Below are 15030 nucleotides of genomic sequence, written 5' to 3' on the forward strand. Positions count from 1 at the left end.
GGTCCTGACGGCTCGTCAGATCCAGCCCCGTTCGCGGGCCAGCAGCGCGCCCTGCGCGCGGCTCGCGGCACCGAGGGCCTGGAGCAGGTCCGCCACGTGTCTTCGGTACGTACGGACCGAGATCCCCAAGTCCCGGGCGCCGGCCTCGTCCTTGCCCACCGTGCACATCGAGATCAGCACCTGCTGCTCGATCTCACTGAGCCCGCCCACCGCGTCGGCGGTCTCCTCCTTGACGGCCAGCAGATCGTCCGCCTGCGCCCAGATCTTCTCGAACAGGGCGATGATGTTGGCGACGAGCCCGCTCTTGTGGGCCAGCAGCGCCCCGCGCGCGGTGTTCTGCGGATCGACCGGGACCAGGGCCGTACGGCCGTCGTACACCAGGATCCGCTCGGTGATGTTCTCCGCCACCCGGATGTGCGCCCCGCGTTTGACCAGCTCGCGCAGGTACTCATGGGTGGGCAGGTCGTCCAGCGCGGCGGTGTGCACGACATTGCGGATGCGCACCCCGCGCCGAAGACATCGCAGATCCAGCGGGCGGGACCGTTCGATGTTCTCCGGCGAGAGCTTCGTGTACGGCTCCACGGACAGGATCTCGTCGCGCGCGAAGAAGGCGAGGTCGTCGATCCGGTTCCGGATCTCGGTCAGGCCCTCCAACTGCTCGATGCCCTGCACCGGGGGCAGCCGCGACCCCTGCTCGGCACGGAGACCGTCCACGAGGTCGCGCGCCTGCATCACCAGGCGCAACTCCTCGTGGAGCGCGTTGAGCCGGGCGTCGGTCAGCCGCGCGAGCGCCACGCCGGGGTCGGCGGGCGAGACCCGGTGGTGGTCGCTGTCGGGGTGGAGCAGCCCCAACTCCCGCAGCCGGTCGAGGCTTGCTCGGGCGTCGTCCTGTTCGGTGTGCACCAGCAGATGGATGTCGTCCGCCGAGGTGTCCGGGTTACGGAGAAAATGGCGGTAGATCTCTTCCTCGGTCGGAGTGACACCGAAGACGGACATCTCGTTGTCGCCCAAGACTTGGCCTCCGCTAGTCGATCGGTCCACGCCGAGGAGAGAGTAAAGGCAAACCCATGACTCTGTAACTGATCTTCCGGGGAACTGCACGCCAGATGTGGGTGAACCAGTCATGACGTAAACACCCGCCGCCGCCCGCCCGGCGCGCCGGATTGCGAAATGGCTCGCGGGCGCACGCGGATCTCCCCCCGTGTCCGGTCTTCGGCAGTCTCCCCGATGGAATCCGCGTAGTACATGGAGTAAACGGCGGTAACCCGCCTGAGCCGGCGGAGGGTGGGCTTCCGATGACTGGAATATCACCTGTCGGGGTTCTTATTCGGACAATCGATGAAAGCGAACCGGTTCGTCCGTCGTGGCTTCCTGGGTACGCCCTTCCGTGAGACGCCGCCGCATGGCCACCGCCCGGCTGTCGTCGTACGGGGCGATGAGCCGCAGCGCCTCGGACCGGTGCGGACCGAGCCCGTCCAGTGCCGAAGCCAGCGCCTCCAGGGCCAGCGCCTCGTGCCAGGAGTCGCCGAGGTCGTGGTGGACGGCGGCCGCCCGGCGGTGGAAGTGGGCTGCCTCGTCAGGCCTGTCGAGCGCGCGGTACGCCTCACCGGCGCCCTGCCAGGACATCGCTTCGCGGCTGCGGTTGCCGAGACGCCGGTGCAGGTCGGCCGCGCGTTGGTAGGAGGCGAGGGCGTCCGCGTGACGGGTCAGGGCCAGTTGGGCATCTCCGAGTGTGAGCAGCCAGTAGGCCTCGTAGATGTGGTCACGCAGGGACAGAGCAATGTCCATGGCCTCTTCGGCCGAGTCAAGAGCCGCGTCCAGCTCACCTCGTTCCCGCTGTAAACAGCTGAGTACGCGCAGTGCGTTGCCGACACTGCCCGCGTTTCCGAGTGCGCGATGGGCGGCGAGAGCCTCCTCGGTACAGACAGAAGCCTCTTCCAGGCGCCCCGCGTTGTAGTGCGTGGTCGCCAGGTTCGACAGAGCGGAGGCGGCCCAGCGTTCGGAGCCCGCGGCCTGCCAGAGCGTCGCGGCCTGATCGAAATGCGAGGCCGCAGGCCCGAGTTGGCGGCGACGCAGATGGATGAGACCGATCAGATTCAGCGAGTCCGCCTCGCCGGCCCCGTCCCCGTTGGCGCGACGGATCGCCAGCGCCCGCTGATGGCGGTCCAGGCTCTCGTCCCAGGCGTTGATCCGGTGGTAGGCCATGCCGTGGCAGCTGAGGAGTTCTGCCTCGGCGACGGAGTCGTTCACCCGGCGGGCCGCGGCCAGTCCGGTGTCGCCCACGGTCAGCCAGTCCGTCATGGACGCGGACGCCGGCTGGACGTACCACAGGACCAACGCCAACTTCCACGCCAGTACGTCGTGTTCCCCGGCAGCAGCGGAGACCGCCCTGAGCAGGTTGGTGTGCTCGCGCTCCGCCCAGTCCATCGCCGCGTCGTAGTCCGCGAAACTCAGCGGCTGTACGGCCTCGGGCAACTCCGGGAGCGATACGGGCTCCTCCGTGGGCGCGAGCCTGGTCCGTGCCGCCTCCGCAGTGCACAGGTACCAGCTCAGCACCCGGTGGAGAGCCGTCCGCCCCTCCTCCTGGGGCTCGTCATTCCGGGTGAGCCCGGCCGCGTACGCGCGCAGCAAGTCGTGGAACTGGTAGCGGTCCGGCCCTGTCTGTTCCAGGAGGTGCGCGCCGACGAGGGAGTCGAGCAGCTGGCGGGTCTGTACGGCGGGCAGCCCGGCGAGCGCGGCTGCGGCGGGCAGGCCGAACTCCGGCCCGGGATGAACGCCGAGCTGCCGGAAGAGTGTCGCGCCCGGTTCGGAGAGGGCACGATAGGACCAGGCGAACACGGTGCGGACGGCCTCGGCCTCGTCGTCGTCACCGATGCTGAGGGCGTCCCAGAGGACGGATTCGTCGCGCAGTTCGGCGATCAGGTCGGCCAGCCGCAGATGTGGGTTGCTCGCGGCGCGTTCCCCGGCGATGCGCAGGGCAAGCGGGAGTTCGGCGCAGAGCTTGGCGAGCTCGGAGAGTTCACGCAGGTCGTCCTCCGGCCGGTAGCCGGCGGTCACCGCGCGGAGCAGGGCGACTGCCTCCGGCTCGGGGAGCGTGCCGAGTGTCAACCGGTGCGCGCCGTCCCGTATGGCGAGTCCGGAGAGTCTGCTGCGGCTGGTCACCAGCGTCAGACAGTTGGTACCGCCGGGCAGCAGTGGGCGGACCTGCGCGGCGGTGGCCGCGTTGTCCAGGACGATCAGCATGGTCCGGTCGGCGAGCAGGGAGCGGTAGAGCGCGACGGCGGCGTCGGGTTCTTGGGGCACGCTGTCCGCCCGCACCCCAAGGGCGGAGAGGAATCCGCGGAGGGCTTCCTGGGCGCTCAGTGGTTGCGCGGGGTCGTACCCGCGCAGGTTGACGTACAGCTGCCCGTCGGGGAAACGCTCACGGACCTGGTGCGCCCAGTGCAGTACGAGCGAGGTCTTGCCCGAACCGGCGGTGCCCGCGACGACGCAGACCGAGACCACGACGGGGGCGCCGTCGCCGTCCTCGCCGGGCAGGACGGCGTTCAGCTGGCCCAGTTCGGCGGTGCGGTTGATGAAGCGATGGACGTCCCCCGGTAACTGGCGCGGCACCGGTCCGTCGTGACTCGTACCCTCCCTACGGGACGTGTCGTGCCGGTGGAAGTGGACCCCGCCGGTGACGCTCCCGGCCTGGACGACATCGCGGGACGTTCCCGACAGGTCGTTGCGCGACCTGTCGGGAACGTCCGACGCACCGCTCGACGCACCGCTGTGCTCGTTGATGATGTGCTCCGGTTAAGGGACGGGTGCGGGCAGGGGTGCGATCTCGCGGGCGAAGTACGGGGCGATGTCCTCGCCGATCTCGTAGAGCGAGCGGATGTACCGCTCCCAGGAACTGACATGCTGCTCGTCGGTGAAGCGGATCGAGCCCATCGGGACCCCGGTGTCGCTGTAGATGACGTTGTAAAGGGTGTGGCTGCCAAGTACCACGATTTCCGGTAGTTGTTGTTTCTTCTCGGCGTTGGCCACCTGGTCCGCAGTGACGATTCGTACACGATTCGCACCCAGTTCGTCCTGCTGGACCAGTGAATGAAGTTCCCACTGCACATACGAAGTGATGGGATACTCCACAATGCGCACCCGGTGAAACGCGTGTCGGCGGCTTTCGTCCTCAAGCGCGTTGGCCCGCACCGTGTCCCGGGCTTCAGCAAGGAGCCGAAGCGCTTCCGCCCACTCACCGCGAGTGAGCGCATCCCTGCTGCGCGAGTTCTGCTCCTCGAAATACTGCCGCCGTTCCAGCTTCCACGAGGCGCCGTCGTGGATCGCGGTGTCGCGCTCCCTGAAGTCGCGCTTGTAGTCCTTGCTCACGAGACGCTCACCCAACTCAAGGGCGAGCGTCGGCACAGTCAGGTCAAGCATCCGGAATGTCCTCTTTCGCGGCGCTGAGCATATTGCCGGGAATCACGACGAGACGTTCGTCCGCTGCCAAGGAGACTCCGGAAGGAAGATTCGCCGAATAATCTGCTGTGAGATCTCGGCCGATAATCGCGATGTCGCCGTTGTCGAGCTGCCAGATGTCCGGGCAGTCTTCTTTGTCCTGTGAATTTCCCAGCTCCTGCGCCGTCTTGCCGAGGCGCCGCTCGAATAACGCGGACGGATCTGCTTCCCAGGAACGAGTCACTCGTTACCTCCGGGCGAGAGATTTCGGCGGATTGTTGTCACAGATTCTACTGAGGCCGACTACGTAGAGCAACGTCGCCCGGTGGCGGCTTCCGGCCAACGCTCGCAGCCCCTCCCGCGCGGCAGCCGCCTCTCCGGGGTCGTACGCTGGGAGCCCCCGGCCCGTGAGACGTGTCGGGCCCTTCGCGTTGCGGTGACGCACCTCGCGTCGGTTCGTAAGCCCCGCCTCACCCCTGGATCCGGACGGAAACCCCTTCATGAGCCTGCACGGTCTGCTCGACGCCGTTGTACGAGACCCGGCGCTCGCCGAAGCGGTCGGCGCCGCCGCCGACGGGCACCGCTCGCACGTCGATCTGGTCGGGCCGCCCGCGGCCCGCCCCTTCGCGGTCGCCGCGCTCGCACGCGACGCGGGCCGGCCCGTGCTCGCGGTCACCGCGACCGGGCGGGAGGCCGAGGATCTCGCCGCCGCGCTGCGGTCGCTGCTGCCCGCCGACTCCGTCGCGGAGTTCCCGTCCTGGGAGACCCTGCCGCACGAGCGCCTGTCGCCCCGCAGCGACACAGTCGGCCGCCGGCTCGCCGTGCTGCGCCGGCTCGCGCACCCCCGCGCGGACGATCCCGGCGCCGGACCGGTCAGCGTCGTCGTCGCGCCCATCCGCTCCGTGCTCCAGCCGCAGGTCAAGGGCCTCGGCGACCTGGAGCCCGTCTCGCTGAGCGGCGGCGGCACCGCCGATCTGAACGAGGTGACGCAGGCGCTGGCCGCCGCCGCGTACGCCCGCGTCGAACTGGTCGAGAAGCGCGGCGAGTTCGCCGTACGAGGCGGCATCCTGGATGTCTTCCCGCCCACCGAGGAGCACCCCCTGCGGGTGGAGTTCTGGGGCGACGACATCGAGGAGATCCGCTACTTCAAGGTCGCCGACCAGCGGTCGCTCGAAGTCGCCGAACACGGACTGTGGGCGCCGCCCTGCCGTGAGCTGCTGCTCACACCGCGGGTACGGGAGCGCGCCGCCGCCCTCGCCGAGGTGCACCCCGAGCTGGCCGACATGCTCGGCAGGATCTCGGAGGGCATCGCGGTCGAGGGCATGGAGGCCCTGGCGCCGGTCCTCGTCGACGACATGGAGCTGCTGCTCGACGTCCTGCCCGCCGGCTCGATGGCGTTGGTCTGCGACCCCGAGCGCGTCCGCACCCGGGCCGCCGACCTCGTGGCCACCAGCCAGGAGTTCCTCCAGGCGTCCTGGGCGGCCGGAGCCGGCGGCGGTGAGGCGCCCATCGACGTCGGCGCGGCCTCGCTCTGGGGCATCGCGGACGTCCGGGACCGGGCCCGTGAGCTGGGGATGATGTGGTGGTCGGTGTCGCCGTTCGCCGCCGACGACGAGCTGTCCGACGACACCCTCAAGCTCGGCATGCGCGCCCCGGAGACGTACCGGGGCGACACCGCCCGCGCCCTCGCCGACACCAAGGGCTGGCTCGCCGACGGCTGGCGCACCGTGTACGTCACCGAGGGCCACGGCACCGCCGCCCGTACCGTCGAGGTGCTGGGCGGCGAGGGCATCCCCGCCCGGCTCGACACCCCCGAGGCACGCGGCGGCCAGGGTCTCGCCGAGATCTCCCCGGCCCTCGTGCACGTGGCGTGCGGCTCGATCGACTACGGCTTCGTGGACCCGGCGCTCAGGCTCGCCGTCCTCACCGAGACCGACCTGTCCGGCCAGAAGGCGGCGGGCAAGGACGGCGTACGGATGCCGACCAAGCGCCGCAAGACGATCGACCCGCTCACCCTGGAGGCGGGCGACTACATCGTCCACGAGCAGCACGGCGTCGGCCGGTACGTGGAGATGGTGCAGCGCACCGTGCAGGGCGCGACCCGCGAGTATCTGCTCGTCGAGTACGCCCCCGCCAAGCGCGGCCAGCCGGGCGACCGCCTCTACATCCCCACCGACCAGCTCGAACAGGTCACCAAGTACGTCGGTGGCGAGGCCCCCACCCTGCACCGACTCGGCGGCGCCGACTGGACGAAGACCAAGCAGCGCGCCAAGAAGGCGGTCAAGGAGATCGCCGCCGACCTGATCAAGCTCTACTCGGCGCGCATGGCGGCGCCCGGCCACGCCTTCGGCTCGGACACGCCCTGGCAGCGGGAGCTGGAGGACGCGTTCCCGTACGTGGAGACGCCCGACCAGCTCTCCACCATCGCCGAGGTCAAGGAGGACATGGAGAAGACGGTCCCGATGGACCGGCTGATCTGCGGCGACGTCGGCTACGGCAAGACGGAGATCGCCGTACGCGCCGCGTTCAAGGCCGTCCAGGACGGCAAGCAGGTCGCCGTCCTCGTCCCGACCACGCTGCTCGTGCAGCAGCACTTCGGCACCTTCTCCGAGCGGTACGGGCAGTTCCCCGTGGTCGTGAAGGCCCTGTCCCGCTTCCAGAGCGACACCGAGGCGAAGGCGACCCTCGAAGGGCTGCGGGAGGGGTCGGTCGACATCGTCATCGGCACGCACCGCCTCTTCTCCTCCGAGACGAAGTTCAAGGATCTCGGTCTGGTCATTGTGGACGAGGAGCAGCGCTTCGGCGTCGAGCACAAGGAGCAGCTGAAGAAGCTCCGCGCCAACGTCGACGTGCTGACCATGTCCGCGACGCCGATCCCGCGCACCCTGGAGATGGCGGTGACCGGCATCCGCGAGATGTCGACCATCACCACCCCGCCCGAGGAGCGGCACCCGGTGCTGACCTTCGTCGGCCCGTACGAGGAGAAGCAGATCGGCGCGGCCATCCGGCGTGAACTGCTGCGCGAGGGCCAGGTCTTCTACATCCACAACCGCGTCGAGTCCATCGACCGCGCCACGGCCCGGCTGCGCCAGATCGTCCCCGAGGCGCGGATCGCGACCGCGCACGGCCAGATGTCCGAACAGGCCCTGGAGCAGGTCGTGGTGGACTTCTGGGAGAAGAAGTTCGACGTCCTCGTCTCCACCACGATCGTGGAGTCCGGCATCGACATCGCCAACGCCAACACCCTGGTGGTGGAGCGCGGCGACAACTTCGGCCTCTCCCAACTGCACCAGCTGCGCGGCCGGGTGGGACGCGGCAGGGAGCGCGGCTACGCGTACTTCCTCTACCCGCCGGAGAAGCCGCTGACCGAGACCGCGCACGAACGCCTCGCGACGATCGCCCAGCACACCGAGATGGGCGCCGGCATGTATGTCGCGATGAAGGACCTGGAGATCCGCGGCGCGGGCAATCTGCTCGGCGGCGAGCAGTCCGGGCACATCGCGGGCGTCGGCTTCGACCTGTACGTACGCATGGTGGGCGAGGCCGTCGCGGACTACCGCGCGGCGGTCGACGGCACGGTGCAGGAGGAGCCGCCGCTGGAGGTCAAGATCGAGCTGCCGGTCGACGCGCACGTCCCGCACGACTACGCGCCCGGCGAGCGGCTGCGCCTCCAGGCGTACCGGGCGATCGCCTCGGCCAACTCGGAGGCCGACATCGCCGCCGTACGGGAGGAGCTGACGGACCGTTACGGCAAGCTCCCCGAACCGGTCGAGAACCTGCTGCTGGTGGCGGGGCTGCGGATGCTGGCGCGGGCGTGCGGAGTCGGTGAGATCGTCCTCCAGGGGCCCAACATCCGCTTCGCACCGGTGGAGTTGAGGGAGTCGCAGGAGCTGCGGCTCAAGCGCCTCCATCCCCGTACGGTGATCAAGCCGACGGCCCATCAGATCCTGGTGCCTCGCCCGACGGCGGGCAAGATCGGTGGCAAGCCGGTGGTCGGACGCGAACTGCTGTCGTGGACGGGGGAGTTCCTGGCGACGATCCTGGGGTCGTGACCACCTCCAGAAAACGCACGCCACCGCTCCTCGTCGCCGCCCTCGCCGCCCTCGTCGCACTCACGGCCTCGCTGCTCGCGGGGTGCGACGCCCTCGACTCCGCCGATGTCGACGACAGCACCCCGGACGGGCGGGCGACGAGCCCGCTCAAGAACACCGACGGCACCGCGCCGGGTCTCGCGCCCCTCACCGGGGACGCGGACCTGGCGGCGGCCCGGAAGCTGATCGACGGGCTGGCGGTGAAGGGGCGCGGCCCCAGGACCGGTTACGACCGGGACGAGTTCGGCTACGCGTGGATGGACACGGCCGACGGGGTGCCGCTCGCGAGGAACGGCTGCGACACCCGTAACGACCTCCTGAAACGCGACGGCCAGGAGATCGAGTTCCGGTCCGGCTCCGACTGCGTGATCGTCTCGCTGACGCTGCACGACCCGTACACCGGCAAGGACATCGCCTGGAAGAAGCAGCGGGCGACGGCCGTCCAGATAGACCACCTGGTGCCGCTCTCCTACAGCTGGCAACTGGGCGCGGCCCGCTGGAACGAGTCCAAGCGCGAGCAACTGGCGAACGACCTTATGTTGGCGGTGTAGATGTCTCACGGTGATGTGTCTCAGGGGCGGGGCGGCGGAGTGTCCAGGCGGAGTCTCACGAGCGGCGTGCTGCATACCGGCGCTGCACTGGTTGTCGGGGCGGTCCTGGCGGGCTGTACGGGAGGTGGGCTCTCCGACGAGAGCGGTTCATCGGGCGGTGGCTCGTCAGCATCAGGCAGGTACGGAACCAGCCCCTTGGCTGCCCCCGACGGAACGAAGCCGGGGCTGGCCCCGCTCTCGTCCGAGACGGACGAGGCGACAGCGCGTGAACTGATCTCCAAGCTGCCGACCAAGGGGCGAGGGCCGAAGACGGGCTATGACCGGGACGAGTTCGGTTACGCGTGGATGGACACGGCGGACGGGGTGCCGCTGGCGAGGAACGGTTGTGACACGCGCAACGACTTGCTGAAACTCCATGGACGCAACGTCCAGTTCCGTGTGGGCTCCGACTGCGTGGTCGTGTCGATGGACCTGTACGACCCGTACACCGGCAAGGACATCGCCTGGAAGAAGGCCAAGGCCACCGAGGTGCAGATCGACCACGTGGTGCCGTTGTCGTACGCCTGGCAGATGGGCGCCGCCCGCTGGAGCGAGGAGAAGCGGCAGCGGCTGGCCAACGACGTGCTGAACCTTCTTCCGGTCTCGGGCTCGACGAACTCCGCCAAGCGCGACTCCGGCCCGGCCTCGTGGCTGCCGCCGAACAAGGCAATCCGGTGCTCGTACACGGTGCGGTTCGCGCAAGTGGCAGCCAAGTACGAACTGCCCGTGACGTCGGCGGACAAGACCATGATGCTGCACCAGTGCGGCGCTTGAGGGTCCAGAGGTTCGGCAGCTCTGCAGGGCGCTGCTGTCAGACTTGGGCACCCCCGTTCACGTCTCCGCAGGCACCCTTTGGGCCACCACCAGGAGGAACCAGTGTCATACCCGCAACTGCACACCCCTGAGGAGAAGCTCGCCGACGCGGAGAAGCTCGCCGACGCGAAGAAGCTGTTGAGCCTCCCGCGTATCGTCGTGATCTGCGGCTCCACCCGTTTCATGACCGAGATGACCGAGGCCGATCTGCGGGAGACCAAAGCCGGAAAGATTGTCGTCAAACCGGGCTGTGACATGAAGTCGCCGCACGAACTTTGGTCCGATCCTGTCGAGGCCGAGGCGCTGAAGGTTCGACTCGACGAGCTGCACCGGGCGAAGATCCGGCTCGCTGATGAGGTGCTCGTAGTCGGCGACTACATCGGAGACAGCACCCGAGCCGAAATCGCCTACGCCCGGTCGCTGGGCAAGCCCGTGCGGTTCACGCACCCCGAGGTCGACCCCGACGCCTGACCGCCCACCCCCACACCCTCCGCAGTCACCCCTTGCTGGAGCTTCGTGGAAGACGGGCTGGATGTATGGCAGCGCTACCTTCAGCAGCCGGAGAGCGCGACAGGACGGCGTGGGTGAGTCAGGGCTGCACCAGGGTTGAGCCCGTGGCTGTCCTGGCACTTTTGAGCTGCTTGACCACCCCTGCCTGCTTCCCGGCAAGCTGAGCGTGAAGGCGACGGGCGTCCGCTTCCAACTCGGCGTTCCTCAGGGCGAGAATCTGGATCTGGTTCGCGTACGCCGCGACGGTGGCACGCAACTCCCGGATCTCGGCGCCCTTCTCCCGGCGGAGTTCCCGCTCGGACTGTTTCAGGCGCGCGACTTCCTGCCTGAGCTCGTCGGACTCAGGACGCCTGGTCGCGGGCGAGCTGAGAATCCCCTTGATGACTGCCGCGACGGGAGAGCGGTAGTACGAGGCTCGGGAGACGCCTGCCTCGGCGGCGATGTTCACTGCTGAGGTACGGCCGTCAGTGATCTCTGGACGGCCGAGCATGAGCCGCTCGAAGGCACGCATGATCTGTTGGTCGATGTCGGTCAGGCCGGTGTTTTCCCGGGCCAGGCGGGCGAAGGCGGTGCGGACGGCTTGAAGGGTCTCGTCCATGGAGTTGGTCATCGTCAGGTGTCCTCGTGGTCGATCTCGGCGATCAGGCGGGTGAGCGTGGCCAGGTGCTCGGCGATGGCGAGTCGCTGGAACTGTGGGAAGCCGGCGGCCTCACCGAGTTCGGCCCGAGCCATGTCGTGTGCTCGTTCCAGGCGGGGCAGGTGGACGACGGAGCGGCGTGAGTTGGGGCAGTTCATGCACATGTCGAGCATGGGGACGGGGCGTCCCAGCGGCTTGGCTCGCTTGCGGCACACAGCCGTCTCCGCCTGGTAGAAGCAGTCGTTCAGCACGCCGGGGTGCAGGGTCTTCGTCAAGTGGTGCAGCAGCGTCCTCAGCCGGGAGGGGCTGGCCACGACACCCGGCAGGTCTCCGAGTTCGCTGCGGATGCGGTCGAACTCGGCCTCGATGCGCCGGGCGGCGCCGCCCGCTGAGGCGCCGCCGTCGTTCCAGTCGTGGTAGAGGTCCTCGACATAATCGAGCTTGGCCACGGCCTCCTCGGCCGCGACCTCGTCGGCGAAGCCGGAGGCGGATGTTCCCGCGTAGCCCTCGAACATGGTGATCGCGGCGTGCTTGTACTGGCGGGCGCCCGCGACCACGCCGAAGGGCTGGTGGGCGATGTGCCACGCGAGCGTCCGGCGGAACTGTCGGGTGTCGAAGGCCCATGGAAGAGCAGTGGACTCTGCCACCGCTGCCCCTTCCGCCGTGTCGTTCGGAACCGCGCCGTCGGTGATCGGGCCGGCATCGGGTGGTGGGGCTGCCGTGATCGTGGGTATGTAGAGCCCCTCCGGTGTGCTGAACAGCTCGTTGAGATGGTCCCGGAAAGCCCGAATGCGGCGCGGCATGTTGCTGAGCAGCACGTACCCGTTGCGCCCGCCGCCGTCGTAGCCGAAGAGGTGGCCGGGGTCGTCGTTGATCTCGCGGAGTACGGCGACGGCCTGGTGGACGACATTCAGCACGACCCATTCGGCTTCCTCCCCGCTGAGTTCGCGCCCCTTGCCCTTGTAGACCCGGCCCCGGAGCTTGTACCTGGTCCGTCCGTCGGCGCCGCGCTCGGTGAGGGCACAGTCCCGGCCAAGCTCACGCACTACTGGCGGGAGGGGGTTATTCCGACCGTGCGCTATTCCTGTCCTCTGGCTCTCTCGTGGGGCGAGGGAGCACGGCGTAGCGGTGCCAGTCACCGTCCGCTCTTGCCGAACCGCGCGATCGCCTCCAGGGTCGCGTCCTGCATCGTGGGACTGCCTGTGTGTCCGGAGTCGTCGATCACTTTCAGCTCCGCGTCTGGCCACGCTTTGGACAACTCCCACGCGGTCTTCAATGGGCTGCCGAGGTCGAGTCGGCCGTGGATCAGCACTGCTGGGATACCGGCCAGCCGATGTGCGTCACGGAGCAGTTGTCCATCTTCAAGCCAGGCATCGTTCGCGAAGTAGTGCGCGCAGATCCGAACGAATGCCATCAGTGCGCTGTCAGTCTTGTCGCTGTAGGCGCCCGGATGACCAAGTACTTCGTGGGCGATGACGGCGTCCTCCCAAGCACACCAGTCCCGCGCCGCCTTCACCCTGACCGCCTCATCAGGGCTGTTCAGCAGCTGGTTATAGGCGGCCACGAGATTGCCGCTCCGGTCCGCCTCCGGAAGTGCGTCGCGGAATGTCTCCCAGGGGCCTGGCAGCAGGCGTCCGACGCCGTGGTAGAGCCAGTCGGTCTCCTCCGGCCGGGTCATGGTGACGCCGACGATGACAACCTCGGAGACTCGCTCGGGATAGCGCTCAGCGTAGGCGAGGATCAGTGTTGAGCCCCAGGAGCCGCCGTAGAGGAGCCATCGCTCGATGCCCAGGTGTTCGCGTAGCCGCTCCATATCCTTGATGAGGTGGTCGGTGGTGTTGAGATCGAGGCTGACGGACGGGTCGGAGGCGTGAGGCCGGCTCTCACCGCAGCCACGCTGATCGAACAGGACGATCCGGTAGACCTCGGGATCGAACATCTTGCGACTGCCACGGCGCCCCCCGCTGCCGGGCCCGCCGTGCACGCACAGAGCCGTCTTTCCATTGGGATTCCCGCTGGTCTCCCAGTAGATCTGGTTTCCGTCGCCGACATCGAGGAGACCGTGCGCGTACAGTTCGATGGGCGGGAACGGCTGGGCCATGGTGGTCTCCTCCTGAAGGCGTGAAGAACAACCTCGCGAGGCTAGTCGACGGCTGGAACAACGTCTCCTGGTTTGTCCTCGGCTCGCGCGGCAAGGTACTCGGCCCAGTCGCGTCGGGCATAGGCGACCCAGCGGAGCGCGGTGTGGCGGTGCATCCCGGTCACGTCGGCGAGGATCGGGCTGGGGAGATCAGCAGCGAGGGCGGCCAGCGCCGCGTTGCGCGCGGTGCGGACCGGGATGCCATGTCGGCCCAGTTTCTGGGTCATGCCGTGTGTCGAGATCGGCTTGCCCGGGACCATGCCCGGAAAGAGCCACCGAGGCCCTGGGTGGACTCGCGAGAGCTGCGGCCGTATCTGGGGCTGTTCGGAAAGTTGACGAAGGAGTTCAGCGAGCCGTGGCGGCAGCAGGACGGGGTGCCGGCCCAGGACCAGGTGGGTGTGTTTGTCGCCGAACTTGAGTTGCTCAGGCGTCAGATGGCAAAGGCGTTCGGTGGACGGGCCGAACAGCAGGGTGATCGCGCCAGCAGCCCGGACGTCCCTAGGCAGGGCATCGTCGGTCAGACAGCGCTGGAGGAGCGGCCATCGGTCGTCTTCGTCGAGGAGGTCCTGGGGTTCCTGCCTCGGGATGGAGGGGACTGTCAGTTCGCGGGTGAGCCGACGGCTCGTGGTCCATTTCAGGAAGTAGCGGATCAGGTAGCGCCGTTGGCTGGTGGCTCCGGTGATCCAGTCGTCGATGTGTCCCTGGGTGAGGTCGGCGAGGGCCAGGTCGCGTTGGTCGATCCAGGCCAGGAAGTCCAGGGCAACGCTGACGCGGCGCCGCAGGTCGCGGTCGGCTGAGGCGGGATGGTGGCGGGTGGCGGCCCGTTGGCGGGCGCGTCGGAGCAGGAACCAGTTCAGGAACGGGCGGGCGAGGTTGGCGTGTGCGACCGGCTTGTCCGCGAGTTCGTGCTCCAGCCAGCCGGGGATGCGTTCGAGGTCTTCGTGCCGCTCCTCCAAAATGCCGGTGTGAACGAGGAGTTGGCGGATATAGCGCTGGTTCCGGCTGGGTGGGAGCTCGTCCAGCAAGTCGTGGGTGAGCTCGTGCCCTTCGGCCGCCAATCGGGCGAGGAGCTTGGTGTTCGGGCTCTCCTTGATCCACTGGATGGCGGGGAACGGTGAGGGAGCGTCCGCCAGTGCGGCTGCGAGCGGTTCCAGTTGCGGGGCGATCGCACCGTCGGACCCGGCCAGCAGGGCGTTGACCCGCTCGGCGAGGACGCAGTGAGCGCATCGTCCGCGGCTGTGGGGATTGCCGGCTCGACCGCATTGCTTGCAGGTGTAGTCGGCGGCGAAGCCGACGCAGGGTCCGCAGACGTCGTCGCCGTCGTCGCCCCGCGCGATCAGCGGCTGGACTATGCCGCAGCGCGGGCACTCGGCTGGTGACCGAAGCACGGCGGTGTAGCAGGTCATGCAGACCGGCCCGATCGGCCATCGGGTGTTGACCGGCTTGGTCCGACCGCAGCGGGCGCACGGCTCGCCGGTGCGGTGTCGCTGGTAGCAGGTGGCGCAGATCGGCTGGCCCTGTTGGTCGCGGCTGGTGCAGGGGCGGACCCGGCTGCAGATTGAGCAGGTTGCCTCGGGGCCCTGGTAGCAGCCGTCGCAGAGGTCCGGCTGCCCGTCGCGCGCGTTGCGGGCGATGCGCTTGAGTTGCCCGCACCGACCGCAGAGCCGTCGGGGTCGGCGATGGCGGTTGTAGCAGAGGTGACAGAGTGCGCCGTCGTCGTCAACGAGGGCAGCGGGTGCGCTCTTTCCGCAGCTTATGCACGTGTGCATCGGGCGTTTCCAGCACTTCATGCACAGCCCTCGGCCGTCGTCG

11 protein-coding genes and 1 pseudogene are annotated in these 15030 nt (G+C 68.5%); 4 read left to right on the forward strand and 8 right to left on the reverse strand.

The features are described 5' to 3' along the window. Positions 1–15 precede the first annotated feature (15 nt). From OIE74_RS23525 to OIE74_RS23540, 4 genes are all read right to left on the reverse strand, one after another. Complete coding sequence (locus OIE74_RS23525; RefSeq protein ID WP_384197204.1) at positions 16–996, reverse strand: helix-turn-helix transcriptional regulator; 981 nt, start codon at positions 994–996, stop codon at positions 16–18. Between the two features lie 327 nt (positions 997–1323). After that, positions 1324–3612, reverse strand: a complete 2289-nt coding sequence (locus OIE74_RS23530) for an ATP-binding protein (protein ID WP_329386804.1) — start codon at positions 3610–3612, stop codon at positions 1324–1326. Between the two features lie 183 nt (positions 3613–3795). Continuing rightward, positions 3796–4419 carry a DUF6879 family protein gene (locus tag OIE74_RS23535; RefSeq protein WP_329386805.1) on the reverse strand — a complete coding sequence of 208 codons (624 nt, stop codon included), beginning with the start codon at positions 4417–4419 and terminating at the stop codon, positions 3796–3798. Continuing rightward, complete coding sequence (locus OIE74_RS23540) at positions 4412–4681, reverse strand: hypothetical protein (RefSeq protein WP_329386807.1); 270 nt, start codon at positions 4679–4681, stop codon at positions 4412–4414. The genes OIE74_RS23535 and OIE74_RS23540 overlap by 8 nt, the downstream gene beginning before the upstream one ends. A gap of 256 nt (positions 4682–4937) precedes the next feature. On the opposite strand from OIE74_RS23540, the gene mfd reads away from it, so the two are divergent. The 4 genes and pseudogenes from mfd (at position 4938) to OIE74_RS23560 (ending at position 10402) form a co-directional block, all read left to right on the forward strand. Beyond that, the gene (gene mfd / locus OIE74_RS23545; RefSeq protein WP_329386809.1) at positions 4938–8489 is read left to right on the forward strand and encodes a transcription-repair coupling factor; all 3552 of its coding nucleotides are present in this window, start codon (positions 4938–4940) and stop codon (positions 8487–8489) included. Beyond that, positions 8486–9067, forward strand: a pseudogene (locus OIE74_RS23550) (HNH endonuclease family protein); the annotation flags it as partial. The gene mfd and the pseudogene OIE74_RS23550, both read left to right, overlap by 4 nt. A gap of 12 nt (positions 9068–9079) precedes the next feature. After that, positions 9080–9892 (forward strand): HNH endonuclease family protein, encoded by an 813-nt coding sequence (locus OIE74_RS23555; RefSeq protein ID WP_443076205.1) that lies wholly within the window; start codon positions 9080–9082, stop codon positions 9890–9892. A gap of 102 nt (positions 9893–9994) precedes the next feature. Beyond that, complete coding sequence (locus OIE74_RS23560) at positions 9995–10402, forward strand: hypothetical protein (RefSeq protein WP_329386813.1); 408 nt, start codon at positions 9995–9997, stop codon at positions 10400–10402. A 118-nt stretch (positions 10403–10520) separates the two neighbouring features. On the opposite strand, the gene OIE74_RS23565 is transcribed toward OIE74_RS23560, so the two are convergent. From OIE74_RS23565 to OIE74_RS23580, 4 genes are all read right to left on the reverse strand, one after another. Continuing rightward, positions 10521–11051 (reverse strand): hypothetical protein, encoded by a 531-nt coding sequence (locus OIE74_RS23565; RefSeq protein ID WP_329386815.1) that lies wholly within the window; start codon positions 11049–11051, stop codon positions 10521–10523. Positions 11052–11053: 2 nt separating this feature from the next. Then, the gene (locus OIE74_RS23570) at positions 11054–12124 is read right to left on the reverse strand and encodes a hypothetical protein (RefSeq protein ID WP_329386817.1); all 1071 of its coding nucleotides are present in this window, start codon (positions 12122–12124) and stop codon (positions 11054–11056) included. Positions 12125–12213: 89 nt separating this feature from the next. Continuing rightward, on the reverse strand, positions 12214–13179 hold the full coding sequence (gene pip, locus OIE74_RS23575; protein ID WP_329386819.1) for a prolyl aminopeptidase: 966 nt from the start codon (positions 13177–13179) through the stop codon (positions 12214–12216). Positions 13180–13220: 41 nt separating this feature from the next. Continuing rightward, a complete protein-coding gene (locus OIE74_RS23580; RefSeq protein WP_329386821.1) occupies positions 13221–14987 on the reverse strand; it encodes an XRE family transcriptional regulator in 1767 nt (588 codons plus the stop codon). Positions 14988–15030 lie beyond the last annotated feature (43 nt).

The organism is Streptomyces sp. NBC_01716 (assembly GCF_036248275.1).
Classification (GTDB): domain Bacteria; phylum Actinomycetota; class Actinomycetes; order Streptomycetales; family Streptomycetaceae; genus Streptomyces.